This window comes from Luteolibacter algae, from assembly GCF_042683045.1.
GTDB classification, from domain to species: Bacteria; Verrucomicrobiota; Verrucomicrobiia; order Verrucomicrobiales; family Akkermansiaceae; genus Luteolibacter; species Luteolibacter algae.
In genome coordinates, this window is record NZ_JBHUIT010000022.1 from 39496 (window position 1) to 64018 (window position 24523).

18 protein-coding genes, 1 tRNA gene and 1 pseudogene are annotated in these 24523 nt (G+C 53.3%); 11 read left to right on the top strand and 9 right to left on the bottom strand.

Features of this window, described 5'->3' with window-relative positions; translation table 11 throughout:
• Positions 1-2 precede the first annotated feature (2 nt).
• Positions 3-2717, bottom strand: a complete 2715-nt coding sequence (locus ACFSSA_RS11070; RefSeq protein ID WP_386820511.1) for a helicase-related protein — start codon at positions 2715-2717, stop codon at positions 3-5.
• A 137-nt stretch (positions 2718-2854) separates the two neighbouring features.
• Here ACFSSA_RS11070 and ACFSSA_RS11075 point away from each other — a divergent pair, with 137 nt between their 5' ends.
• From ACFSSA_RS11075 to ACFSSA_RS11090, 4 genes are read left to right on the top strand one after another with little or no spacing between them, the layout of a single operon-like run.
• Positions 2855-3202, top strand: coding sequence for a VOC family protein (locus ACFSSA_RS11075; protein ID WP_386820512.1), 348 nt, complete (start codon positions 2855-2857; stop codon positions 3200-3202).
• 33 nt (positions 3203-3235) lie between these two features.
• Positions 3236-3580 (top strand): DUF2288 domain-containing protein, encoded by a 345-nt coding sequence (locus ACFSSA_RS11080; RefSeq protein ID WP_386820513.1) that lies wholly within the window; start codon positions 3236-3238, stop codon positions 3578-3580.
• 59 nt (positions 3581-3639) lie between these two features.
• Positions 3640-4386, top strand: a complete 747-nt coding sequence (locus tag ACFSSA_RS11085) for an HAD-IIB family hydrolase (RefSeq protein ID WP_386820514.1) — start codon at positions 3640-3642, stop codon at positions 4384-4386.
• Positions 4387-4407: 21 nt separating this feature from the next.
• Positions 4408-6621, top strand: a complete 2214-nt coding sequence (locus ACFSSA_RS11090; protein ID WP_386820515.1) for an HAD family hydrolase — start codon at positions 4408-4410, stop codon at positions 6619-6621.
• Between the two features lie 102 nt (positions 6622-6723).
• On the opposite strand, the gene ACFSSA_RS11095 is transcribed toward ACFSSA_RS11090, so the two are convergent.
• The 6 genes from ACFSSA_RS11095 to ACFSSA_RS11120 all read right to left on the bottom strand — a co-directional run bounded on the left by ACFSSA_RS11095 (position 6724) and on the right by ACFSSA_RS11120 (position 12590).
• A complete protein-coding gene (locus ACFSSA_RS11095; protein ID WP_386820516.1) occupies positions 6724-7548 on the bottom strand; it encodes a LysM peptidoglycan-binding domain-containing protein in 825 nt (274 codons plus the stop codon).
• Positions 7549-7716: 168 nt separating this feature from the next.
• Complete coding sequence (locus ACFSSA_RS11100) at positions 7717-8040, bottom strand: YegP family protein (RefSeq protein ID WP_386820517.1); 324 nt, start codon at positions 8038-8040, stop codon at positions 7717-7719.
• Between the two features lie 95 nt (positions 8041-8135).
• Entirely contained in the window at positions 8136-8807 is a 672-nt protein-coding gene (locus ACFSSA_RS11105) for a lysophospholipid acyltransferase family protein (protein WP_386820518.1), read from the bottom strand.
• Positions 8807-10306, bottom strand: coding sequence for an FGGY family carbohydrate kinase (locus tag ACFSSA_RS11110; protein WP_386820519.1), 1500 nt, complete (start codon positions 10304-10306; stop codon positions 8807-8809). The genes ACFSSA_RS11105 and ACFSSA_RS11110 overlap by 1 nt, the downstream gene beginning before the upstream one ends.
• Positions 10307-10387: 81 nt before the next feature.
• Complete coding sequence (gene can, locus ACFSSA_RS11115) at positions 10388-11026, bottom strand: carbonate dehydratase (RefSeq protein ID WP_386820520.1); 639 nt, start codon at positions 11024-11026, stop codon at positions 10388-10390.
• Positions 11027-11090: 64 nt separating this feature from the next.
• Positions 11091-12590 carry a CbiX/SirB N-terminal domain-containing protein gene (locus tag ACFSSA_RS11120; protein ID WP_386820521.1) on the bottom strand — a complete coding sequence of 500 codons (1500 nt, stop codon included), beginning with the start codon at positions 12588-12590 and terminating at the stop codon, positions 11091-11093.
• 192 nt (positions 12591-12782) lie between these two features.
• Between ACFSSA_RS11120 and ACFSSA_RS11125 the strand changes: the two genes are divergently transcribed.
• Together ACFSSA_RS11125 and rpsA are read left to right on the top strand one after the other, a co-directional pair.
• Positions 12783-13043, top strand: a complete 261-nt coding sequence (locus ACFSSA_RS11125; RefSeq protein ID WP_386820522.1) for a hypothetical protein — start codon at positions 12783-12785, stop codon at positions 13041-13043.
• Between the two features lie 206 nt (positions 13044-13249).
• Positions 13250-14959: a 30S ribosomal protein S1 gene (gene rpsA, locus ACFSSA_RS11130; protein WP_386820523.1), complete on the top strand. Its 1710-nt coding sequence runs from the start codon at positions 13250-13252 to the stop codon at positions 14957-14959.
• 280 nt (positions 14960-15239) lie between these two features.
• On the opposite strand, the gene recN is transcribed toward rpsA, so the two are convergent.
• Together recN and ACFSSA_RS11140 are read right to left on the bottom strand one after the other, a co-directional pair.
• Positions 15240-16898, bottom strand: coding sequence for a DNA repair protein RecN (gene recN, locus ACFSSA_RS11135; RefSeq protein WP_386820524.1), 1659 nt, complete (start codon positions 16896-16898; stop codon positions 15240-15242).
• Between the two features lie 178 nt (positions 16899-17076).
• Positions 17077-18120: an N-acetylmuramoyl-L-alanine amidase family protein gene (locus ACFSSA_RS11140; protein ID WP_386820525.1), complete on the bottom strand. Its 1044-nt coding sequence runs from the start codon at positions 18118-18120 to the stop codon at positions 17077-17079.
• Between the two features lie 196 nt (positions 18121-18316).
• Between ACFSSA_RS11140 and ACFSSA_RS11145 the strand changes: the two genes are divergently transcribed.
• The 5 genes and pseudogenes from ACFSSA_RS11145 to ACFSSA_RS11165 all read left to right on the top strand — a co-directional run.
• Positions 18317-18398, top strand: a tRNA-Leu gene (locus ACFSSA_RS11145).
• 429 nt (positions 18399-18827) lie between these two features.
• Positions 18828-19214 (top strand): L,D-transpeptidase, encoded by a 387-nt coding sequence (locus ACFSSA_RS11150; RefSeq protein ID WP_386820526.1) that lies wholly within the window; start codon positions 18828-18830, stop codon positions 19212-19214.
• A gap of 121 nt (positions 19215-19335) precedes the next feature.
• Positions 19336-19602 (top strand): hypothetical protein, encoded by a 267-nt coding sequence (locus tag ACFSSA_RS11155; protein WP_386820527.1) that lies wholly within the window; start codon positions 19336-19338, stop codon positions 19600-19602.
• Between the two features lie 48 nt (positions 19603-19650).
• Complete coding sequence (locus ACFSSA_RS11160; RefSeq protein ID WP_386820528.1) at positions 19651-23283, top strand: beta propeller repeat protein; 3633 nt, start codon at positions 19651-19653, stop codon at positions 23281-23283.
• A gap of 141 nt (positions 23284-23424) precedes the next feature.
• Positions 23425-24370: pseudogene (locus tag ACFSSA_RS11165) on the top strand (zinc-binding dehydrogenase); the annotation flags it as partial.
• Positions 24371-24523: the final 153 nt, after the last annotated feature.

The window sequence follows — 24523 nt, forward strand, 5'->3', positions numbered from 1 at the left end:
AATTACTGGCAGAAAATCAGACGGATGGAATCCAAGCGAACACGGGCGTGTGAGAGAGACTCGAGGGTTTCATCCAAGGTGTTCTGTAGGGTTTCGATCTCAGACTCCGGGATATGCGGATTCCGCGTTGCGAGGTCTTTGAGACGTTCGATTTGGTTCCCGATGGTTTCGCTGGCGAGAGCCTTGGCAGTATCAACGGGTTTGGTGGAGGCTCTTGTGGCGACTCCCTTTGCGGACTCAAGCATCGTCGGAAACAGATCGCGGCGGAATGCTTCCTGCGAGACAATCCGGCGTGGATCCCCGGATTTCAACAAAGTGGCAGGAGGTGCCTTGGTCTGTGCTTTTCCTGTGTGATCGACGATCACCCGGAGCAATGTGGGCGGGAGAAAACGATCGAGATGAAGGCGGGATGGCGCAATCACTTCCAGAACGAATGCGCACTCAAGGAGGATGGATTTTCCCTTGCCGGTAGCCAGATTGGCAAACGAGGCATTGCCCGAGTTTCCATCTAACAATTGTTCCAAAGCGTCGCGGAAAACCGGGTGGTCAAAAGTCAGGAACGATAGATCTTCACGGGAAAGCGAAGTTGTCCGGTCGAATGAAACAGAGAGTCCTTCTTCCGGAACATCGGCGAAGGCATCGGACTGGCGTTGCCCGCGTTTGAACAGGAAGGCACGTTCCGAGAGATCGGAAACGTCCAGTCCCAGGTGATCGAACAGACGTATCGCGAATTTTTCAAAACGTTCGTCATTGTCCGCCTTTTCAATGGCTTCCAGCAATTCCGCGGATTGCGATGCGGGTGGAGCACCGAGCTCCAGCAAACGGTCGTGACCCGTGGCCAGTTGATGGGTGACCTCGGATTTTAGCTTGGCGGAATCTTTAAGAAACTTTTTGAACTCTTTCGAAGTGGGCGATGCTTCCGCTAACTCATCAAGCTGTGGGAGGAGAGCTGTGGCTAATGTTGTCGCACCTTTCAGAGGTTCCGAGAAAACGTCCAGAGCTTCGTGCAGCCATCGGGCTTGCAACTCTGATCTACTGCCTTTTCCGTAGGGAATATGGATATGGATATCACCGGTCTGGCCGATGCGGTCCAGCCTTCCGATCCGTTGCTCAAGGACTTCGGGATCGCGTGGCAGGCCGAACAGGACCAGATGTCTGGCAAACTGAAAATTCCGTCCTTCCGAGCCTATTTCAGAACAAATGAGTATTCGTGCACCGTCCTCCTCCTGGAAGTAGGCAGCGTTGCGGTCGCGCTGCATCATGGAAAGATCCTCGTGGAAGAGCGCACTTTCGATATGGATCTCTGCAAGCAGCTTTTCCTGCACCGTAATAGCTGCATCGGGAGAATTTGTAATCAGAAGGATTTTATCGGTCTCCGGTAGGTTACGGAGTAGCTCTGCGAGCCAGGAATAGGGGGAGGTTCCTTTCTTGAGGGGATGAAGAATCGGCAGACGTTTGGGGAATCCCGTAAGCCGCTCACGTGTGTTTCTAAATAGGACACGGCCGGTGCCAAAGGAATCAATAAGCTCCGAAATCAATAATGCGCGCGAGGCTTCATCGCCTTTTTTCAAGGCTCGAAGGTGGGCCTCGGCACGCGGAGAAGATAATGTGAAATCGGAGATATTAGATGGAATGTTGCCGTTGCCGAGTGCTTCTACTGCAGTTGCAAGAGGTCCGTAGGATTCCGTCTCGGAGAGAAATTCATCGAGATCCGAATACCGATCCGGATCCAACAGACGTAGCCGGGCAAAATGACCTTCGGGACCGAGCTGCTGAGGCGTAGCGGTGAGCAGGAGCAGGGAGGGAATCCCCTGGGCAAGGGTTTCCACCGTTTCGTAGGCTGGAGAGGCCTCTTCTTCCGACCATTCCAAGTGATGTGCTTCATCCACAATGAGTAGATCGAAGCCGGCTTCGGCTGCTTGTGCCGCTCGCGTCGGGTTTTCCGAAAGAAAATCCGTCGCACAAAGAATGAGTTGGGATTCTGAAAATGGATTGCTCGGAGGAGTGGTGGAGCTCTCATCCTCAGGAGAAATAGCACCGCAGCGGTCTTCGTCAAAAATCGCAAAAAGCAGGTTGAAACGGCGGAGCAACTCGACAAACCACTGATGGACCAGAGGTTCCGGAACGACGATTAGAATACGATTGGCCCGACCGGTGAGGTGAAGCCGATGAAGGATGAGACAGGCTTCAATGGTTTTTCCAAGCCCGACTTCATCTGCCAACAGGACACGAGGATACAAACGGTTCGAAACCTCGGCGACGATCGCCAGCTGATGCGGAATTAAATCAATCCGTGCGCCGGTGTAGCCACGAGCCGGGGATCGCCTGATGAGAGCATTCCAACGCAGGGCTTCGAGTCGTTGGTCGAAGTCCCGGGGTTTGTCTGTGAGACCGGCAAGCAGCCGTTTATCGGGGCGGATGAATGAAAGTGAATCCAGTAGATCTGCCTCGTGAATACTTCCGCCGGCACCGTGATAGGTGATCAAATCATTTTCTTCGGTGATTTCCTCCACCACGATTTTTAGTCCTGTCTGATCTTCGATCTCATCACCGGGAGCAAACTGGACACGCACCAGAGGTGCGGTAGCCGCGGCATAGGTGCGGACATCTTCCGCTGCGGGGAAGCATATCTCTACGTGTCCGTTTTCTTCCGCAAGGACATGGCCCAAACCGAGGGAGGGCTCTGAAGTGGAGATATATCGCTGGCCGGGAATCATGGGGAATCTTTTTTTGGGGAAGAATAAAGGAAAATCGTGGGAGGACGCGTGCTGGTGCGCGGGGAGTCTTTAACATCGATTCCAGTTCGTCCAACATTGAAGATTGAATATTTCGTGGGGTTGTAAAGAGTGCTGCGATGAACGTCGAGAAGGTGAAATACGTGCTCTGGGCTGCTGACTGGCAGCGGTGTTTGAAGTTTTACCGCGAGATGTTTGGCGGGGTGGTGAGCTTTGAGATGGAAGTGTGGAGCGAAATTGTCATCGCGGGGGCAACGATCGGGATTCATGGTGGGGGAGAGGGTAAAAGAACATGGACGGGACTTTCCTTCCAAGTGGATGATTTGCGTGAGGCGATCACGCGGTTGACCGAATGCGGCGGTGGCTTGACTGCGGAGCCAAATGATACTGAGGACGATCCCCTACACTTGGCAATGTGTGTGGATACAGAAGGCAATGAGTTCATGTTGACGATGAAACGCTCTTGAAATACCCGCTGCTTGCTTCCTAACTTCTCATCCATGGTAGCACCGAACCCGAACAATCCGCAGCCGTTGAAATATGCCATGCTTGGCGTGGATGAGAGCACACCTCTGGAAAAGCTGGAGAAATACACTGGGACGGTGGGCTGGAAGTATCTGGCTCCTCATTATCTCAGCGGGGTTCTGTATTTTGTGGATCCGGAGCTGAAATTGGCGGAGGTCGGTTATGCTTTTTCCGAGAACCACAAGGAACAGGTCGAAGCGTGGTTGAAGGCAGGTGATCTGGTGAAGATCGGGGATCTGCATGCGGAGCAATGGGCCAAAGCCGATAACGAATTCGAAGCTCTTGTCGTATCTCCCTTCGTGCTTTGCAGACCTATATGAAGATTTTTTCGTAGATCATTCCTTGAGCTGTATCGGATGAGTGCTAAGCTCGGATACAAATGGGAATAGAAACAAATGTTCGGCTTTTTTGCTCGGACCTGGACGGAACGCTTCTTGGAGAACCTGAAGCCACAGCTGATTTTATCGAGGCCTGGAATGCGATAGAAGGCGAAAGGCCAATTCTGGTCTACAGCACAGGAAGGCTGGATGGCGATGCCAAGCGGATGATAAAACTCCACGGTATGCCCGAGCCGGATTTTTACACCACTGGAGTCGGCACAATGATATTCAGCGTAAAAGATGGAGCGATGCTTGATGAGTTTTCCGAATCACTCAATAAGTCATGGGATCTCGAAAAGGTGCGGGAAATTGTAGCTGGTCTTGTGGATATCGAAGAACAGCCACCCGAGCAGCAACACGACTGGAAGAGCAGTTGGTTCTGGCGCGGTCGGACCAACTCGGAAATAGACTCCCTTCGTAAGGAGTTGCAGAAGGCAGGGCTCGCGGCCCAAGTGATTTATTCGACTTCGCGCGATCTGGATATTCTGCCTGTGGCCGCGAACAAAGGGAACGCCATCACTTGGCTTACCAATTATCTCGGGGTGAACCTTCAGGAAACCGTCGTGGCCGGGGATTCGGGGAACGATTCCTCAATGTTTTTACTTGAGGGAGTAAAAGGAATCGCTCCTGCCAATGCAGAGCCGGAGCTTCTGGAAGCGCTCGACGGGATGCCGGTATTCCGGGCGAAGAGAACCAGTGCCCGCGGTGTGATCGATGGGCTCCGCCATTATGGAGTTTTTTCATGAACTTACAGACGCAATTCAGTTATGAGCACCGCTAATAAAACTTCTCCCAAGCGCAAGCTTGATATTCTCCATATCTCGATCCACGGGCTGATCCGTGGCGAAAACCTGGAGCTCGGCAGAGATCCCGATACCGGAGGCCAATGTCTTTATGTGTTAGAGCTGGTAAAGGCGCTGGCAAAGGATGAGCGGGTGAAACGGGTCTCGTTGGTCACGCGGAAAGTGATCGATTCAAAGCTTTCTCCCGATTACGCGAAATCCCGTGAAAAGATCGATGACATCGCTGATATTATCCGGATAGAGGCAGGACCCAGGCGGTATCTTCGCAAAGAAATCGTCTGGCGTCATCTGGATGCGTTTATTGATGGCACACTTGCATATTTGCGCCGCGAAAAGCGGGTTCCGGATCTTATTCATGCTCATTATGCGGATGCCGGATATGTGGGTAGGCAGATAGCTGCTGTATTAGGCTGTCCGTTTGTTTTTACAGGACATTCCCTCGGCCGCGTCAAACGCCAGAGATTGGTGGAAGGGGGAGTAAATCCTGAGGAGATGGAGAAGCGCTATAACCTGGGAGCCCGGATCGAGGCCGAGGAGCTTAGTCTCGACGCGGCCAGCATGGTATGCACCAGCACCCGGCAGGAAGTGGAAGAACAATATGCACTTTACGATCAGCATACGGAAAGCCGGATGAGGGTCATCCCACCCGGGGTCGATCTCACTAGGTTTGATGGCGATGGATGCCCCGAAATTGCCGAGTCTGTAAATGCTAAGCTTGAGAGGTTTCTGAACGATACCTCGAAGCCGCCTGTTTTGACCATCGCGCGTGCGGACGAACGGAAAAATCTACCAGGTCTGGTCCGGGCATTTGCCAAAAATAAATGGCTCCGCGAAAATGCGAACCTAATCGTCATTGGAGGTAACCGGGAAGAATTGGATAAACTCCCGCCTGGCACCCGCAAAGTATGGCTGGAACTTCTCCGCACTTTTGACGATTCGGATCTGTATGGAATTGCTGCTTATCCGAAAAATCACAAATCCCAAGAGGTTGCCGGGTTTTATCGTTGGGCTGCGGAGCGGAAAGGTCTTTTTGTCAATCCGGCCTTCACTGAGCCTTTCGGGCTGACCCTTCTGGAGGCTGCTGCCGCAGGGCTCCCGCTTGTGGCGACCCACGATGGAGGTCCGCGGGATATCATTGCGAATTGTAAAAATGGAACATTGATTGATCCGCTCAACGACGAGGAAATGGGAGATGCGATCGAGGCAATCCTCTCAGATCCTACAAAATACGAAGAACTCACCACGACCGGGCATCGCGAGGTGCGGAATCATTATTCCTGGGCGGCACATGTCGCAACCTACCTGGACGAGGTCTATAAGATTATTCCCGAAAAACCGAGAGTCCGTTCGAATAGTAGTATAAGAGGTGCTCTGGTAGAGCGGGATCGCTGGATAGTGATGGACCTTTTACCACGGATTGAAAATGAGTCGGAGGAGACGATTGCGAGATGGAGAGACTTGTTTGAAAACAAGCCGGTCGGCTTCGGTATCGCCACAGGTTTGTCCTTCGATGAGGCCTGGGAAGTCATTCATCGATGCGGAATGCCCCAGCCGGGATTCGTCATCTCCTCGTTGGGCGCGGAAATCCGTTACGGAGAAACCGGTGTTCCCGATGAACGATGGAATAACCAGGTGAGAAACCGATGGAATAGGGAAGGAATCGTCGAGGCCTTTTCCACCTTGGATTGCCTTTCGCCCCAGGATGATTCTTTTCAACACAAGTTCAAGGTCTCGTATTTCATGGATTCCAACAAGGCGATGGGAAGGGTGGCACTCCAGCGGATTTTGCGGGAAAACGGCATTTCCGCGAAAGTCATTGTGACTGCGAAAGCTTTTGTGGATGTCATCCCTGTGCGCAGTGGAAAGGATGTGGCGCTGCGGTATCTGGAAAATCGCTGGGGAATCGATCCCGCACGCATTTTCTATTTCGGAAGTTACGGCAATGATATTGCGGCAGTTCGCGGGAGGAACCTTTCGGTTTTGGCCGCGGATTCCGATCGGGTTCTACGACAGCTGCTTCCCAGACCGCGGCTGTTCCATGCCAGCCTGCCTGGTCTTAGCGGGATGTTCGAAGGCCTGGATCACTATCAATTTATTGAGGGTTCAAAACCTCCGAAACCGCATGAGAATGAGATAATCAGTGAGGAAGATGTGCCGGAGATAGAATTGCATCCCTAAAAATGATCTTCTAACATGGAAAAACCGCCCGGAGATGAGACTCCGGACGGTTTTTTTACTTTCGGGTTTAGGCGGAAGTCCGCGGGATCCCGGCTGTAACGCTTATGGCTGGGCGGGAATATACAGCTCGGAACCTTGCGCGAGAACGGTAGAGGGGTCTAGCTCCAAGCCGTTTAGCTCATCGAGCCTTTGGGCAGTGGTATTGTGATTTTTGGCAAATTCCCCGTAGGTGATTTCTTTCTGGATTTTGATCGGATGGTCCGACGCCCGAGGTTTTTTTACAGGTGCCGGGTTCGAAACCGGAATCGATGGGGGTGAACTGAGCGATGGCATCGAGGGCTTCGACGCAGTTGGGGCTGTCGCGATATCGCCCGATGATGCAAAACCTTTCGAAACGGTAATTACCTGCCCGACACGTAGCGCCCTGTGATTTACCGAAGGATTTGCCGAGATCAACTCGTCGACAGAAACACCATATTGGCGGGAAATTTTGTAAAAAGTATCGCCGCTTTTGATGGTGTGCTTTTTCGATGCGACAGGTGCTGGTGACGACGGAGAATTCTCTCTTTCAGCAGAGCTCCCCGGAAGTTTGAGCTTCTGGTTGGGGTGGATGATGGAATTTGCTTTCAGTCCGTTGATGCTTGCCAACGCTTGGATCGAAGTGCCGTTCTTGCGGGCGATCCGTTCAATGCTGTCTCCGGGCTGCACCGTATAATATGCGGCCTCCGCGGCTGGTCGATACTCAGGAACAGGTGTATTCCGGCTCGGCGGAGGAGTATCGGTAAGACGGGCAATTTTTGTTTCCAGTTGCTTGATCTGCATTTCCTGCTCAGCGCACAAAGCACGGAGACGTTCTACTTCAGTTGCCGAAAGAAGAGGACCGGAAGTGGCGAAAAGGGTAAGAAGAGTTGCTAGGCGTATTGTCATCTTCATAAGTCGTGAGTCTGCACGATTTTATTCAACGAACAATAAAAATTTAACTTCTCCTTACTATTTTTTCAAAAATTCTAAAAAATCTAAATCAGGTTGAGGATTTTGAATAAGAAAAGGACCCCCGGCAATAAGGGGAGTCCGGAGCGGAAGATGACAATTGAATCACGCATCCTTGATCACGGTGGAGGAGCAATTTTTTTTGACGGATTCGATCCCGTTTTTTGCTGCTGCCTCTGAATTATACATCTCGCTCTTTCCAATGACCTGACCGTTGGAGGCTTTGAGATTGAAGTATGGTTGCCCGGAGGTCGCCGTTTTGAGCTCGAAGTTTTTATCATCGGATCCATGCTTTTGCACCGATGAAATTCCGTTTTGGGCGGAGCCTTTGCTCTCGTAGAGTTGGCTGGTGAGAATTACCTGATGATTAGCCGCCTTGAGATTGAACATGAATTTTCCGCTGGCAGATTGTTTGAGTTCGTATGACATGGTATTTAGAGGATGTAATGAGATATTTTTCTTGGAAAAATATACCAGTCCTTAGCGGATTGCAGGACCTCTGCCAATTCCGAACTTTCAGACGATCAACGGTCGTCGCTGCCGTCAATCAGCCGTGTTTCCAGATCTCTACGAGCCACTTCGAATTCTTCTTGGGACATTTCCTTTGGATAGTTCAACGGCGTATCGAAGACGACGGTGACCCGGCTGAATGGCTTCGGGATGACAAAACGATCCCAAGTGTTCAGACGCCAGGCAGCACTATACTTGATGTGGATCGGAATAATGTCCGTGCCTGTCGCCTGGGCTATTTTTATAACCCCTGGTTGGACGGAATAACGCGGTCCCTTTGGGCCATCCGGGGTTACACAGACATCATATCCGGAAAGGAGCGCTTTTTTCATTCCAATGAGGGCGGATACCGCACGCCTGGATGAAGAGCCACGGATTGCACCGAGGCCGAAAAGCTGCATGGCTGTGGCTAATGTGGTGCCATCCTTGCTGGCACTGGTAAGCACCACCGTTGAGCGTTTTTTTCCGCCGGTTCTTTGCCAGATCGGAGGCATGGTGAAAATCCGGTTATGCCAGAGGGCGAAGATCACAGCCTTTTCCAGTATGATCGGTTGAACGATGCCCGCCTCGTCATTGACGTTGTAGCGCAGAGTCAGGCTCCACAATTTCATCAGAAATCCAGCGATATATCCGAGCAGACGGGAAGTGCGCGAGGCACGTATTTCAGTGTTTTTCGAGCGTGGCATTAGAGAAATCCGGCTGGGTGTAAGGTATCCACTAGGTATTGTTGTCTTGCCATGAGATCGAGATAGAGCTCGTGATTCTCCGAGCTTGGCTCACAGCGTCCGCTAAGATTTCCCGCAACCAGATAGCTGCAGATTTCCTCGAATCCCAGGGATTCCCCACAGTTTTGGAAAAACGCCACAGCGGCCTGCATCGCCGCGCCTACTGCCGCGCCTTGTTTTGATGATACGGGCACTACCGTAGTTCCCAAAGCGTCTGCAAGTAGCTGGCGCATCACGGGGCTGTCCGCGCCGCTGCCGAGTAACCGGATTTCCGCAGGGTCGAAGCCCATATCACGCAGACGGCTCATGGCATAGCTGAGACCCAGAACTACGCCTTCCGCAGTAGCTCTTGCCAAGTGGGCGGGCGTAAAATTCGCAGGCGTAATGCCATGTAGGACGCCACATCCATCCAACAAGCGAGGAACCGTTTCCGGGGCGAAATACGGTAACAGGAGTAACTGATCGGCCCCAGGGGTGACGCTGGATACCATTTTTTCGTATTCAGCGGTGTTCCAGCCGTAGTGCCTTTTCAAAACCTCCGGAGCAAGAGAGGTATTGGGGCTACTCGCCAGGCCTAACCAGGATCCTGTGGCACTACAAAGGGGGATGATTTCATCCCTGAGATCAATAACGGGATTTGCACCCACGCCGATTACTCTACCGGTGGATCCTAATTCTACGGCCACTGTCCCGTCCTGAACGCAGCCGGCAGCCAAGGTAGAAAGCATGGCCGCCGAGCTGCCCGCACCGATCTGGACTAACTCGGAGAGTCCCCATTCCGAAGCTAGGCTGCCGCGTAGCAGTCCGCGTGGTTGATCTGATGCTCCGATGGGGGGGAGCAGATCAGAGAGCTCTGGATCTATATAATCTATAATTTCTGAAGACCACTTGCGTAGCCGGATATCAAAAAGTCCGGTCGTGGAGGCGCTGCCCGGCTCTGTCGCCCTTTCACCAGTGAGCCAGTAAGCGATGAAATCCTGAACGCTTAACAGTGCAGCTGTGCGTTTGTAATGATACGGTTCATGTTGTTTGAGCCATAAACACTCCGCTGCTGCGGAATCAATTCCCGGAGATTGGCCGATGAGCTCTAACATCCCCGGCGATCCTCCGAACGCTCGGGAAATTTCCTCGGCTTGTTTTTTGATCGAGAGGTCTCCGGCGAGTTTTGTGGGGCGGACGATCCGGTTCTGCTCATCTAGAGCAACCAGGCCGCGCTGCGGACCTGCAATCCCGATTGCGGCGATTTGCTTCTTATTGATTCCAGGCTGGTTCAGGCAATCGCGAACCACCTTGTCGGTAGCCTCTATCCAGCGAGCAGGCTCTTGCTCGCAGTAGCCCGATGGAAGGCCTTCGATCCATGCGTGTGAAACGAAGGCTTCCGAGCGAATTTCCGCGGAATCGAGATCCAGCACAACAGCATGCGTGCCATTGACTCCGATTTCGATTCCGATAAATTGCATGAGCGGGAGTCTTTCACCGATTCCTCAGATTTGACAAGCGCTGAGACTCCCTTTGGGAAGGAAAAGAATCGTCCGCCATCGTCATCGCGGAGACTTATCGAAATCGATTGCGATCTCGATGTCATCCGGCCCATGAATCGGATCCCGCAACTGCGTGATCAGGCCGCTGTCCAGGCGGTAGATCCAAGAGTGGATGGCAAGCTTCTGGCCGCGTTCCCAAGCATCTTCAACAATGGTGGTGCGGGCTACATGGCGGACCTGGGAGAGAACATTGAGCTCACAGAGGCGATCCAGTTTCTTCGCATTATCGAGAGGGGCCAGCTCTTCCTTGTGAACACGGGTGAGCGAGCGCAAGGGGGCCAGCCAGTTATCGATCAATCCATGGCGGAAGTTATCGAGCGCCGCCTGAACGCCGCCGCAGCCATAGTGACCGCAAACTATCACATTGGTGACTTTGAGAACATCCACCGCGTATTGTAATACGGCGAGAACGTTGAAATCGCTTTCCTGGACAACGTTGGCGACGTTGCGGTGCACGAACACTTCGCCTGGCGGGAGGCCGGTGATTTGGTTTGCCGGCACCCGTGAGTCGGAGCAACCAATCCAAAAATACTTCGGATTCTGCTGCTGAGCTAAACGAGTGAAGAATTCCGGATCGGTGGAGCGAATATTTTCCGCCCAACGGACGTTGTTTTTGATTAGTTGATCGATTGATTCCATGGCGTTGTCTGGCTGCGGAAGAAGTATGATACCGGCTATTTAAATTGCGACATAATTTTCGTATTTATTTTTTGTCGAACTCAGCTTTGGCTGCTTTCCTGCATTCGGCTACAAAATGGTTGCAAGCCTCTCGGCAAAGCAGCGGGATCGCCGTGCCTCTCTCCGCATCACCCGGAATACCATTGAAGCGGGAAGCTTCACTGTCTTCGAGCGGGGTTTGCTCATCGATCCGCCATAGAATTCGCTTTGCGCATTGATGCGCCGGACCACAGATCTGCTTAACGAGCTCTTGTGCGCCCGCGTCACTGATCGTTCCGGCATATCGATACATGCCGGTTTGGCGGGCGAGCTTTTCACGGAGGTTTTGGACGGATAGCTCGCCATCCCGGTGCTTGATGAACAATGCGGTGCAAGCCGGATAAAATTGGTCGAGAGCGCGTAGGAGATCCTGCTCCGTATCCAGAGTGAGTATCCATCCACGCCGGAGATTAGTCTTCCCTTTGGTGAAGCGGTATTCGCCATCTTCCGAATAGGTCGAAATCTCGCGGGCTTTCCCAGCGTCTGTGAAGTGGTCAAGGCCTCCAAAAGCAGGCTGTGTCGCTAGGTCTTCATCTTCCACATGAAAGAGCGCGTAGGCAAATTCGCACAAATCTCGATAGATGTAGATCTGGCCGATGCGGTTTACACCACTGCGTAGGATTTGTTTGAGCTGGGAAGGCAAAAATCCAGAGTTTGCCCCGGCGACTGGTCCGGGAGAGTATTTTTCGTCGAAATCCGTTATCTGGTCTAAAATCACATCAGCCAACAATGGTTCTGTGCCAATTGCGGAGGAGTAATAGAGGGTTTTCCCACGAAGGAAGTGAGGATTTTGACGGAAAACTTCAGTCTGGCTGGCGGCAGGACCTACCTCCGGCTCAATGCCTAATAGAACCGGAATATCTTGGAAGGAATGCAAGCCGTCGGAAATGAAGAATGGAACCACTACGACATTCTGGGTTTCGGAAAGTTTGTCCCACTCTGCGATGAATGGCTGCTCTTCCATGTAGGCATCCGTGACCATCTTGTATCCTGCGCCTGAAGCGGCGATGAGATCCACCTGGTCTCTGATTGCTTTCGTGGAGTTCTGATTTAATCCGGTGCCGTGGCCGGTAATGATCAATGTGGTGTCCTCGGGAGCAGCCTGCGGAGCTACCTCTCTGGCGCGGGTTAGAATAAGCTCGGTCATCGATTTATGGACCCCGACAGGAAGACAATAGTGTAGGGTCTTTCCGTCACGTATAGTGGTGGGGCCTTCCAGCTCCAACTCCCTCGGAATGACCTCCTGCGTGAAATAGCCTTCACTGATAAAATCAGGCACAATGTAGACCTCCCGTGCGTCGATCATATAAAGCGCCTCACGCATGGAGGGCTCTTCTTTCCAGAAACAAACATGGACCTCCCCGAAAAGTCGACGGCGGCGGATCTCCTCCGCGTGATCAAAATACGGTGTGGAAGAATCTGGATTTTCCGTAGAACCGTGGCCCACGATAAGCAGGGCGGAATTTGGTTTCGGCGTAAAAAGCATGCTGGGAAAATGGCGAGACAGAGCAGGAATGCAAGCGGGGGAGTCGGGAAACGGAATTTCACCTAGGATTAGGGGCCGAGAGCTCTCATTTTTTTTGGGACAATTACAGATACAGGGTTTATTTTACCCTAGTTGCGTTTTTTCCGGAATTCGCCTGAATATTTTTTTGTGAACCCCAGTCCTACAAGCAGTATGAAAAATATAATCTCCTTCATCTTGATCGGTGCCATCGGCCTATCGGCTGTAAGTTGCACAACTTCCTATGATGCTTATGGCCAGCCTCGCCAAACGGTTGATCCGGGTGCCGCCACTGTCGGAATCGCCGCCGCAGGCATTCTTGGTTACGCTTTGGCCAAGGATAAAAACCGTGATAAGCACCATCATTATAACAACCATCACAATCATTATAACCACTACGATCGCTATAACAGACGTCATTATCGTCGTTACTGATACGCGGATATAAAGGGTCTTTCTCTAACGGGTGTTTGAGTAAGGATCTTTAGGCTTGCCAACGGAGGGTGAAACACTAGGTTCGCCCTCCGTTTTTCTTTTGTCTGGCAAGCGGTTGGAGCTCCGGTGCCTGTCAGACGCTACTTTTCCGGGGCAATTGTCGGAAGGAAAACGTAACCAAACTAACCAAACACTAACCAAACCATATGAGTGCTGCTATCGCAGAACCCACCAACCAAGAACTGAGTGACCTTATCGACTCCAAATTCACGGAATTCCGTGAAGGATCCATCGTAAAGGGCACTATCCTCGAAATCCGCCCGCAAATCGTGCTCGTGGATATCGGTTACAAGTCCGAAGGCGCAATCCCATCCAACGAATTCGAGGATGAGGATATCGAAGTCGGCGATGAAATCGAAGTGCTCCTTGAGCGCCTCGAAAATGATGAAGGCATGGTTGTCCTCTCCAAAGAGAAGGCTGCCTACAAACAGAACTGGGACAAAATCGTCAAAGTCTATCAGGACGGCGGCCTTGTTCGCGGCAAAGTCAAATCCGTTGTCAAAGGTGGTCTCACCGTCAACGTTGGCGTCGAAGCTTTCCTTCCAGGCTCCCAAGTGGACATCATTCCACCGAAAGATCTCTCCGAATACGTGGGCAATGTCTACGAATTCAAAATCGTCAAGGTCAACGACGAGCGCAAGAACATCGTTCTTTCTCGCCGCGAAGTCATCGAGGCAGAGCGTTCCGAGCAGCGTCAGGCATTCCTTCAGACTGTCAAGGTCGGGGACAAGGTTGTCGGCGCGATCAAGAATATCACCGATTTCGGTGCATTCGTCGATCTCCAGGGCATGGACGGACTCCTTCATATCACCGATATGTCATGGGGCCGTATCAACCATCCATCAGAGCTGCTTCACATCGGCCAGTCCGTGGATGTTGTTATCCTTGATGTTGACCGCGAGAAAGAGCGTGTATCGCTCGGCCTCAAGCAAATGTCAGATAACCCATGGGAAGATATCGAGCGTAAATATCCAATCGGCCAACAGGTCAAAGGACAAGTTACCAAGCTTCTTCCTTACGGCGCGTTCATCGAAATCGAGCGTGGGGTCGAAGGCCTTGTGCACGTTTCCGAGCTCAGCTGGGTCAAGCGCATCACCCGTCCTTCCGACGTTCTCGAACTCGGCCAGGAAATCACCGCAGTCGTTCTCGGCATCAGCATCGAAGAGCAGAAGATCTCTCTCGGTGTCCGCCAACTCGAAGGCAACCCATGGGACGAGATCGAGCTCCGCTACCCTGTCGGCGCGACCATCACCGGCCCTGTCCGCAACCTCACCGCCTATGGCGCGTTCGTGGAGCTGGAAGAAGGTATCGACGGTATGATCCACGTTTCCGATATGTCTTGGACTCGCAAGATCAACCACCCATCCGAAGTTCTCAAGAAGAATGACGAGATCGAGGCTGTGGTTCTCGCGATCGACAAGGCGAACCAACGCGTTTCACTTGGTATCAAACAGACCGAGGACGATCCATGGTCCGCAATCGACGATCGCTTCAAAGTTGGCGATCTTGTCAAAGGCACTGTTGCTAAAATCGCATCCTTCGGTGCATTCGTATCCCTTGACGGTGATATCGATGGCCTCATCCACATTTCGCAACTCAGCGAAGACCACGTGGAAAAAGTCAAAGACGTCATCAAAGTCGGCGACGAAATCGAAGCCCGCGTCATCAAGGTCGACAAAGTGGAGCGCCGCATCGGTCTTTCCATCAAGGCCGTTGGTTACTCCGAGGAGCAGCTCAAAAAGGAAAGCGCAAGCTTCGAGTCCCTTCGTCCATCTTCCGAGATGGTCGGCCTCGAGCAAGCCTTCAACCTTGCAGCCGCAGCTTCCGAAGAGTGGAGCCCAGGCGACGAAGACTAAATTCAAAACGAGCCGGAAAAATCCGGCTCGCTATTCCCTCAAAGCCGGACAGGTTCGCCTGTCCGGCTTTTTGTTTTCCGGCAAACCAGCCGTGTGCCGATCCAAGTCGCTATCGGAATAGCTTTTGGCTTCTAGCCGGGCGCAATGGCGAAATCCATCCTAACAGGCCAAAACTCTGTTGCTCGAGGAGCTCTATGGCAATCTACGTGGATTTGTCAGCGGTCTCATCCTGATCGTTTCGCACGAGACAAGTCCGGACCCGGCCGATTTAATCGGATTTTTACGAAACCGGCGTCTCCAATAAAGAGGCTGCCATCGCGCGGGCTTGATCTCCGCCACCTCCCAACATGCGGACTAGCTCCGCAATACGCTTCTCGCCTTCCACCGGATATAACCGGGAACGGGTTCTGCCAGAGGAGACTTCCTTCTCGACAACGAAGTGATGCGCCGCGATCGCTGCGACTTGTGGAAAGTGGGTGATCGCGATCACTTGGTGCAGTTGTCCCAGCAATGCCATCTTTTTTCCGACAGCACGCGCGATCTCTCCGCCGACATTGGCATCGATCTCATCAAAAACCATAAGCGGCGTGGCATCTTGCTCGGCTAGTGACGATTTGACCGCAAGCATCACGCGGGAAATCTCACCCGAAGACGCGATCTGGCGCAGCGGGTGCAGGGGCTCTCCGGGATTCGGGCCGAATAAGAAATTGCAGGATTCAAAACCATGAAAACCCGGATCCTTCTGTTGGCTCAGGCCTACCTCAAAAGAAGATTGTTTAAAGCCGAGCTCCTTCAGTTGGGATGCGATATCTTTGGCCAAATTCGGCGCTGATTTTTTTCGTTGGTTGGTTAGCTTTTTCCCGATGGTCTCCAGCTCTTGACGAATTCTGGCAAGTGCGGCGGTGAGCGCCTCTATTTTTTCACCACGGTTGTCGATGTTATCCAATCGATCGGAGATCGCGGCTTCACGATTGGCAATGTCCTCAATACCGGGGCCGTATTTACGCTTGAGCGACTCCACAAGATTGACGCGTTCTTCAATAGAGGCGGCTTCGGATGGATTGATATCCAGTTCCTCCGCGTAATCGGTCAGCGTTGCCTCCAGATCCTGTAGCTCGATGGACGCCGTTTCCAATGAAGATAGTTTTTCGGAAATGGAGGGATCGTATTTTTCAAGCTCCCGGGTAAGACGCTGCAGATCGGAAATCCTGCTGAGAATACCATCATCGCACGTTAACGCCGTCACCGCCTGTGCGCTCAGCTCCACAAGACGTGTGGAGTTCGAAGAGCGATGATATCGCTCTTGTAGCTCTTCTCCATCTTCGGGAGTGATATTGGCAGATTGGATTTCCTCCAGCTGGTAGCGCAGCAATTCCAGCTCCTGCTCGGAGGCACTTTCAGCTGTTTGTATTTCCTCCAGCTCTTGGGACTTTTCCCGCCAGACACGATAGATGGACCGGTAATCGTTTAGTAGCAATTCGTTGTCCGCATAAGCGTCCAACATGGCTAGCTGCCGCTCCTGGGAAAGTAGTGATTGGTGATCGTGCGGGCCATGGAGATCTACTAGTCTCTCTCCAACTTTCTTCAGAAGCGTCAGGGTGACAGGGGAGTCGTTGATAAACTGCCGGTTTGCCGAAGTGCCAATGGAGCGGCGTATAATAATCTGGGTATCTTCGCACGGCTCGAGACCACCTTCCTCCAATATGGCGTTGATTTCCGCAGGATCTTTTAAATCAAAAACGGACTCGATGGTGCAGGTGTTTTCTCCGGTGCGGATGAGCCCTTTGTCGGCACGCTCACCCAGAATCATTTTCAGGGCGCCAACGATCACAGACTTACCTGCGCCAGTTTCCCCCGTGACACTGATTAGGCCGGAGCCTAACTCCCAAATGAGCTCGTCTACGAGTGCAAGATTACGGATTTTTAGAAGGGTAAGCATGAGAGGATTTCGGCGTGATTATGCAGCCACATCGGAGAGAATCAATGCGTTTGGAAGCCTGTGGGACGTTTAATTTTGGAGAGTTCCGCACTGGCCCGGAATCGGCGGAAAAGGCCCGAACGATGGAGGTCCCGCAGCGTAGACTGCACATGAAAAATCCAGTAGTAAACAATTTGGCCTATTGCTTCCCGGCAGTGGGTTTCCGCCCCACCGCATATCGGTATCTGGCGATCGCATCGACCATCCCAGCCGCAATAGCAGCCTGAAATGACTCATTGGCGATCAATTTCGCCTCGTATGGATGGCTCATGAAGCCTCCTTCGAAGAGCACCGCGGGATGCTTGACTCCGGATAAGACGCTAAAGCGCGCACGCTTGATACCGCGGTCCAAAGTATTATTACCCAGTCGCCGCAAGACTGAGCCATGCAAAGCGGTGGCAAGAGCGATATTGGCGGAGTCATGCTCGTTGCCAGTCACCTTATTCGCGTCACTGGCACGTAGACCGCGGCCATAATGGGATACCCCCGGAGGGGATAAGGTGAAGGTTTCGATCCCGCGGGCGGTGCGGCTACCGGAATTAAAATGCAAACTTACGAAAATAGCGTTTTCGTTCACGCTGTTGGCGATGTTTACGCGTTCTTGGAGAGAAAGATATTTATCCGATTCACGGACCATTTTGACTTTGAAGCCCTTTGCCTCCAGCAAGCCTTTTAGCCGGATCGCAAGTTTCACATTGTAGTTTGCTTCAGTTCCGAGCGGATTGGTGGCGCCGGGATCTTTTCCACCATGACCCGCATCCAAGATCACCGTGCGGAAATCTCCCGCATTTTTGATGAAATTCGGCCGTAGAACAGGATCGATCAACTTAGCCAGATCCATGCGGGAAACATAAACGCCGTTTCCGGAAGAAACCACGGAGTTGGAAAACACGAATTTCACATTATTCATCAGGCACTCGTTCCCGCCTACCTTCAGTTTCATCTCGACCTTAGGGTTTTCCAGCACGACAGAGCCACCGGTGCGGGTGAGCTTCGTAAAACTGTAGAAGCGTTTGATGCTTTCCACGGAAACGTAATCACGCCCGCCGACTTTGATCATATCCCACCCGGCACCGGAAACCTCGGCCGTGGACACACCTAACGATGCAATAATTACGGCAAGAAAGCGTAGTAAATTGGAAATAGCGGCAGTTTTCAAAACGAGGGTTTTTCTCAGATACATAATGCGATCACGAGGACTTATGAAAAGTATCTGGAATAAATCTCTCTGACAATCGGATTTTCCCCGTAGTTATCAGGGTTTTGCCCACTCGCTTGTTCTTTATCTCAAAAAAAACAAAAATATCGCAAAGATTATCTTGCGTTTATCTGTCGTTCGGGATACTTCCTGCGCGCACCCCGAACCGGGAAGCTGAAAAGCTCGGATGGCGGAATTGGTAGACGCGCTAGACTAAGGATCTAGTAGGGAAACCTGTGGAGGTTCGAGTCCTCTTTCGAGCACTTTCCTTTTGGGATAAGGATTGGCGGCCAGCAATGGCCGCCTTTTTTTGTGCCGATTTTTTATCTTCGGCCATTCTTCGGCCACTTTTTCCCAGATGGAGGGTCGATTGTCAAAGGAGCTGCCAATTGGAAGTTTGTGGATGAATTGAACAGAAATACTCCGCGAACCTACGGCCATAGGAGAATGATCGCGATAGCTGATAGGATGGGGACGGAGCCGCTCCGCGATCGCGAAGGCATGTTTCCGTCGGGCTCAGGGACAAAATCCTCAGCATCCATGAATACGACCGGCTCATCGCCACAGTTCCCATCACCCTGGGCTCCTCGGAGCCCCCGCGCCCGCCGGAGAGTGGCGCATCACGAGGGCTGCTGTGCCATTCCCTTGGTTCCGCTACGATCTCGGCGTCCTAAAGCGTGGGGAGCGCACCGATGATTTCCACAACCTTCCCCCCGGCCCGCAACAACCCCGTCGGCGTCCTCTGGGCCGGACTGAACCGCCCCGGCATCGGCATACACGGCAGCCCCGTGCCCGATACCATAGGCCGCGCCGGAAGCCACGGCTGTATCCGCCTTTCGAACTGGGATGCCGCCACATTTTACACGTTGGTAAGGGAAAGGGAAGGGCACCGCCGTCACCATCCGTTGAAACCGTCTGCCATGATTCGGGCCACATCCTCAACGGGGTTGGGTGCAGCTCGATCCCAGGATGGCGTGGGAGCCGCTCCGCGATCACACACTTGGCAAGGATCTTTGGGAACGGGACATCAAATCCGGGAGCATTGGCTCAATGAAAGGCCGAAAGCAGATCGGCGCTGATCCGGATCTGTATCGTAGGCACTGATTGCTCTGTAAATGTGGAATAGCGGGGACTTCCCTCGATTCATACGACATTTGGATACAGACTTTTCATTCTGGCGAAGGGCTGTCACACGGGTGCATGGAAAGAATTCTACTGATACTGCTATGGGCGTTGTCGGCACTGGCTTTTCTCCGTGCAGAGCCGGTGTGGTGGCAGGCGCTGCCCGGTGATGGCGGCTTCGGATACGATGCAATCTGTGAGACGCCGTTCGGATGGGCTTCAGTTGGCGGGCACCGGGAGACGCCGACCGATACCGTGGTGAGGGTTTCAACCGACGGGGAAAACTGGCGGCAGGTTCATCGCACCTCGGGGCAGAGTTACCGTGACATTGCCTGGGGGGCTTAGGGAGGTGTGTGTGGCGGCTTTGACGGGATCCTTTTTTCCGACAATGGGGTGAAATGGCGTAAGGTGGTGACACCGCCGAATACCTTTGTGCAAAAGGTGGAGTGGGCGGGAGGGCGCTATGTCGCATTGTGCTTCGGCGGCGTGGTGCTGGTATCTTCGGATGGGGAGAACTGGACGAAGGATTCCTTTATCTATCCGGGCAGCGCTTATGCAGTGATTGGCAGAAACGGGGGAGCGGTGATCATTGGTTCTGGCAAGAAGGTCTACATATCGGAGGACGGGACGGGGTGGGATGAGGTTACGCCGCCCACGAACTACGTTTTCAGCACGGGAGCGGAAGTGGAAGGTGGGACGCTCTTCGGAGTGGTGGGAAACGGGATCAATGACGGACATGTGTTGTTTTGGAAAAACGACGGGACTTGGGTTCAGTCGGAGCTGGGCGTGAACCGTGGGATCGCGTCGATACAGCCGGGGCCGGGGGGAGTGGTTGCCTTATCGGTGGATGGGAAAGTCTTCTGGTCGGAGGACGGGCTGGCGTGGCAGGAAAGGAGCGAAACGCGCATCCAGGACTCGATCACGAATGTCTCGGCGGTCGCAGCCTCGGGAGAAAAGTGGCTTTTCGCCACGAACGGCGGAGGGCTTTCTGCGGGCAGTGCATCGGATGACCTGCTGTTTGACGAAACAAATGCGGACTCCGGGTTGTTCTCGATTGCCAGGCATCGGGGGAGTTATTATGCGATGGGGCATTGGGGGCGGGTTGTGGTTTCTCCGGACGGTGTGAGATGGACGCAGGATCTACTGCTGGACTCCTCCATGCTTTGGAGATCTTCGGCGAACCATGCCGGGGAGCTAGTGATCGTGGGAAACAAGGGGAGGGTGTTGAGATATGATGCGGCCGGGATCCGAAGCTTCGGCTACGTGGGGACGGAGGCGATCGATCTGCACGCTGTGGCAAGCAATGGCACCGTAATGCTGGCGGTGGGCACGGATGGTGCGGTTTACCATTCCGCGGACGGTGCGGTTTGGACGGGCAGAACGCGCCTCGGGACGGCGGACATACGCGGCATCGCGGTTTTTGGCGGAGACTTCTATTGTGTGACGGAGCTTGGGGCGATCCACAGGTCTGTGGACGGAACTAACTGGCAGTTGGTTGTTTCAGGTGGCGGGGTGGCACTGAATCGCATTCGTTCCACTTCGGTCGGCATTGTGGCTACGGGTGACGACGGGCTGGTGCTACAGAGTGGTGATGGAAGCTCATGGGCACTGGGCGCAGTGCCGCGTGGGATGGATTTCTATGAGGTCTTCGAGCACGGAGGAAAGGTGTTTGCCGCCGGGGAGGCAGGGTATCTAATCGAAAGCAACGATGGGCGGCAGTGGTGGGAAGTTGTGGAATCGGTCTGGAGGGATCAGGATATTCGGTGCGTTCATTCCGATGGCGGAAAGGTGCTGGTGGCATGTTCCGATCTGAAGTTGGAGGAGTTTGTGAACCTTTCGTTTTCCAAAGGAAAGGTGCTGGTCTCGACGGAGTTTCCGAGTATCGAGGTGATCGATGAGGGCTCCGTGGATTACCGTTTCCTAGAATACTGGGGCGGAAAGTGGTGGCGTGGGAGCGACAAGGGAATGGAGAAATCTGCGGATGGAAATGACTGGACGGACTTCCCCATGGCGACTGGCTGGAAGCCACGGGATATGGTGATCAGCGGGAATGCCGCGGTGATAGGTGGCGAGGGCGGATTCCTGTTTTCCGGAGACGGGGGAGGAACGTGGCGACCGGGCATCATCGAACCGGAGAAGCGAAGCCCTTACATTTACGAGACACCCCCGAGGACGGTGCATCACATCGCGACATCCGGCAGCAGGTGGTTCGCATGCGGCGCGGGATCCACCTATCTTGTCTCAGAAGATGGTCTGAAATGGAGGGTGCCGACTGATACCGGGGAAGTGCTGCCGGGAAGCGGTCAGCCAACCGTGAAGTATGGGAACGGGAACTTTGTGTTGATTTTTGACAAGCGGGCCTTCGTCTCTTCGAACGGGGATGAATGGTTGGAAGTGGATTTCCCGGCGGCGAGGGTTATCAGGGAAATCGTCTGGACGGGAACATGGTTCATAGCAGGGGTGACCTACAGGACGGATCCGGCTCCGCCCTATACTTTCCGGACCCTTTGCTACCGCTCTGCGGATGGGGTGAGCTGGGAGGAGGTTTATGCCCCGGAGGGAACGAATGAGGCGATTCTCCGTGCTGTTGACGGGCGATGTTTCGCGCTGAGCAACGAGGAGGCCGTGTGGTCTACGGAAAACGGAGTGGATTGGAGGTGCCATGCAGGCTCCAGGGAGAGGGCAAGCGGTGTGCAATCGGGACCCAGCACTGTCACCACCGTCAGATATGGCTTTACCGATATTGCCACGGACGGAACGAAATGGCTGGCGGTGGGAAGGGCGGGTGCTTTCAGCCAGTCGAAGGATTCGGAGCAATGGACGCATTCCCTTTTGGGTGAAAATCCGGAGTTCGAGCGAGTCTGTGCTACAGGAAACCGTTTCTACGCGATGGGGAGGGACAGGTCTCTCTCCAGCTCCGCGGATGGCATTTCATGGCTGCGTCACAACATCGGCTTCGGGGAATATAGTGGAGTGTATGATGTTGCGACGGGGGGGCAAACCACGGTGGCGGTGGGGGACGGTGTCTTTGTCTCGACCGATCATTATAGGTTTGAGATTTCCGGGACCCCGGGCGGGACTCGTATGGTTTCGATCGTCTATCATGGCGGGGCTTTTATCGCCGGAGACACTGGCGGGAAGCTATGGCGCTCTATAAATGGCACCGAGTGGGAAATGATCGTGGACGATGGCATGGCGTTCAAGACGTTGGAGACAAACGGCAGGGAAATCCTCGCATTCGCCGGCTCGAGGAATCTATGGCGATCACAGGATGGGGTGGATTTCACGATGGAAGTCAGCTCGATCGATTACGTAGCGGAACTGGCATGGGCTGGCAGATGGGTAGCCTTGACGGATTCGGGAAGCTCTTGGTTCTCGGAAGACGCGGTATCGTGGAGCTTCTTCAACAAGAGGCCGATCATGGGAGACGGGCTCCCTATCCTGGCGACAGGAAAGCTGGTGATTGGTGTAAACGGCGACCCGGGGGTGATCCGCTCGGCGTTTGACTATGGGATTGATCTGGACATGGGACTGGGTTTCGAGAGCCAAGGGGTGATTTCCAATGGAGGAACGGCCGTGGCACTCAACCGTTCAGGGGCGATTTTGGTTGGCATAAACAGCAGCAGTCCGGCCTTCGCCAGGCTGAAGCTCTCGGAGGGTGAGCCGCCTACGGGAGAACTGGATCTAGCAGCAGATGCGGACAATGATGGTGAGCCGGACGTCTTTGGCCTCTACTTCGGAGTGCCGGAGGAAGGCAACGGCCCACCGTTGGTTTCACTGTACATCGAGGCCACAGACAAATATCTGAGCATCCCTGAAGTGGACGGGCTGGCCTTTTTCATGAATCTGGAGTTGATGAGAAGTGATGACCTGGTTTCTTGGGAACGACTTGCCATCAAGCGTGGAGAAAAGGCATGGGAGTCCTCCGTTCCAATGGAAGTAGAAGGTTCATCCCTCTACTTCGGGCCGCTACCCGCCCCAGTTGGCGGAACAGGCGAATTCTGGCGGTTCAGGATCTCCGAGTGATAAGCATAAGTGGTTGTTTTTGCCATTTCTCTGGGCTGGCTCGGTCTCCCGGTGCAATGAACTGACTGATCGCTAGCGGGTAGTCGGGGCACGTGCGGATCGGAAAAGGGGCGGTTCATCGCCACGTTTCCCATCACCCCAGGCTCCGCAGTGAAGAAATTCAAGAAGGGAGACCGGGTGGTCGTGCCCTTTGTTATGGCCTGTGGAGAATGCTTTTTCTGTCAGAAGACCCTTTATTCCTGTTGCGATACCACAAACCCAAACAAGGAGATGGGTGAAAAGGCAATGGGCCACGCTCCGGCGGGACTATTCGGGTATTCAGGTCTTATGGGTAGATATCCTGGCGGGCAGGCGGAATATTTGCGGTTGCCCCATGCGGATGTGGGAACTATCAGGATAGACTTCGGCCTTAGTGACGATCAGGTGGTATTTCTATCCGATATTTTTCCAACCGATTCCATGGCCGCTGAAAATGCCGATATCGAGCCTGGGGATACGGTGGCCATTTGGGGATGCGGTCCGGTCGGCCAATTTGCCATCCAAAGTGCCCGGATGCTTGGGGCGGGGCGCGTAATCGCCATCGATAGGGTTCCTGAAAGATTGGCAATGGCTCGCGATAAAGGTAGGGCCGAGATCCTCAATTTTGAAGAAGTGGATATCAAAGAAGCTCTCGATGAAATGACCGGAGGGCGGGGACCTGACCAATGCATCGATGCCGTAGGCGCCGAAGCCCATGCCACCGGAAGTTTCGACGCAGTAGTTGATAAATTAAAACAAGCTGTCAACCTCACAAAAGATCGCGATCATGTGCTGCCGGAAGGGTGGAACGCTATCTGTTTCAGGCGGTCACATTGGGATGATCGATAAGCTTCCCTTTGGCGCGGTGGTCAATAAGGGACTATCCATCGGCAGCGGACAAACTCACGTTCGGCGGTATCTCCAGCCCTTGCTCGACAAAATCGAAAGGGGCGATATCGATCCTTCTTTTGTCATTTCGCACCATGCCAGCTTGGAGGATGCACCTGCGGCCTATGAGAAGTTTAAAAACAAAACCGACGGCTGTATAAAAGTAGTTTTGACACCATAATGTGGAGCATTTTGGAAATGGAATCATAACCATATATGATAATATGGTCTGCCCGGCAGTTGAGAATAACAAAGCACATCTCTCCGCTGGAATCTCACAGATCATCCAGCGGGCTTCCGCTCTTACGGTCCGGATCGTTGAGAACATGGGTAT

Excerpts from the sequence above, each read along its gene's own strand:
- ACFSSA_RS11070 (WP_386820511.1), bottom strand. The coding sequence starts at position 2,717 with ATGATTCCCGGCCAGCGATATATCTCCACTTCAGAGCCCTCCCTCGGT.
- ACFSSA_RS11075 (WP_386820512.1), top strand. The coding sequence starts at position 2,855 with ATGAACGTCGAGAAGGTGAAATACGTGCTCTGGGCTGCTGACTGGCAG.
- ACFSSA_RS11080 (WP_386820513.1), top strand. The coding sequence starts at position 3,236 with ATGGTAGCACCGAACCCGAACAATCCGCAGCCGTTGAAATATGCCATG.
- ACFSSA_RS11085 (WP_386820514.1), top strand. The coding sequence starts at position 3,640 with ATGGGAATAGAAACAAATGTTCGGCTTTTTTGCTCGGACCTGGACGGA.
- ACFSSA_RS11090 (WP_386820515.1), top strand. The coding sequence starts at position 4,408 with ATGAGCACCGCTAATAAAACTTCTCCCAAGCGCAAGCTTGATATTCTC.
- ACFSSA_RS11095 (WP_386820516.1), bottom strand. The coding sequence starts at position 7,548 with ATGACAATACGCCTAGCAACTCTTCTTACCCTTTTCGCCACTTCCGGT.
- ACFSSA_RS11100 (WP_386820517.1), bottom strand. The coding sequence starts at position 8,040 with ATGTCATACGAACTCAAACAATCTGCCAGCGGAAAATTCATGTTCAAT.
- ACFSSA_RS11105 (WP_386820518.1), bottom strand. The coding sequence starts at position 8,807 with ATGCCACGCTCGAAAAACACTGAAATACGTGCCTCGCGCACTTCCCGT.
- ACFSSA_RS11110 (WP_386820519.1), bottom strand. The coding sequence starts at position 10,306 with ATGCAATTTATCGGAATCGAAATCGGAGTCAATGGCACGCATGCTGTT.
- can (WP_386820520.1), bottom strand. The coding sequence starts at position 11,026 with ATGGAATCAATCGATCAACTAATCAAAAACAACGTCCGTTGGGCGGAA.
- ACFSSA_RS11120 (WP_386820521.1), bottom strand. The coding sequence starts at position 12,590 with ATGCTTTTTACGCCGAAACCAAATTCCGCCCTGCTTATCGTGGGCCAC.
- ACFSSA_RS11125 (WP_386820522.1), top strand. The coding sequence starts at position 12,783 with ATGAAAAATATAATCTCCTTCATCTTGATCGGTGCCATCGGCCTATCG.
- rpsA (WP_386820523.1), top strand. The coding sequence starts at position 13,250 with ATGAGTGCTGCTATCGCAGAACCCACCAACCAAGAACTGAGTGACCTT.
- recN (WP_386820524.1), bottom strand. The coding sequence starts at position 16,898 with ATGCTTACCCTTCTAAAAATCCGTAATCTTGCACTCGTAGACGAGCTC.
- ACFSSA_RS11140 (WP_386820525.1), bottom strand. The coding sequence starts at position 18,120 with ATGTATCTGAGAAAAACCCTCGTTTTGAAAACTGCCGCTATTTCCAAT.
- ACFSSA_RS11150 (WP_386820526.1), top strand. The coding sequence starts at position 18,828 with ATGATTTCCACAACCTTCCCCCCGGCCCGCAACAACCCCGTCGGCGTC.
- ACFSSA_RS11155 (WP_386820527.1), top strand. The coding sequence starts at position 19,336 with ATGGAAAGAATTCTACTGATACTGCTATGGGCGTTGTCGGCACTGGCT.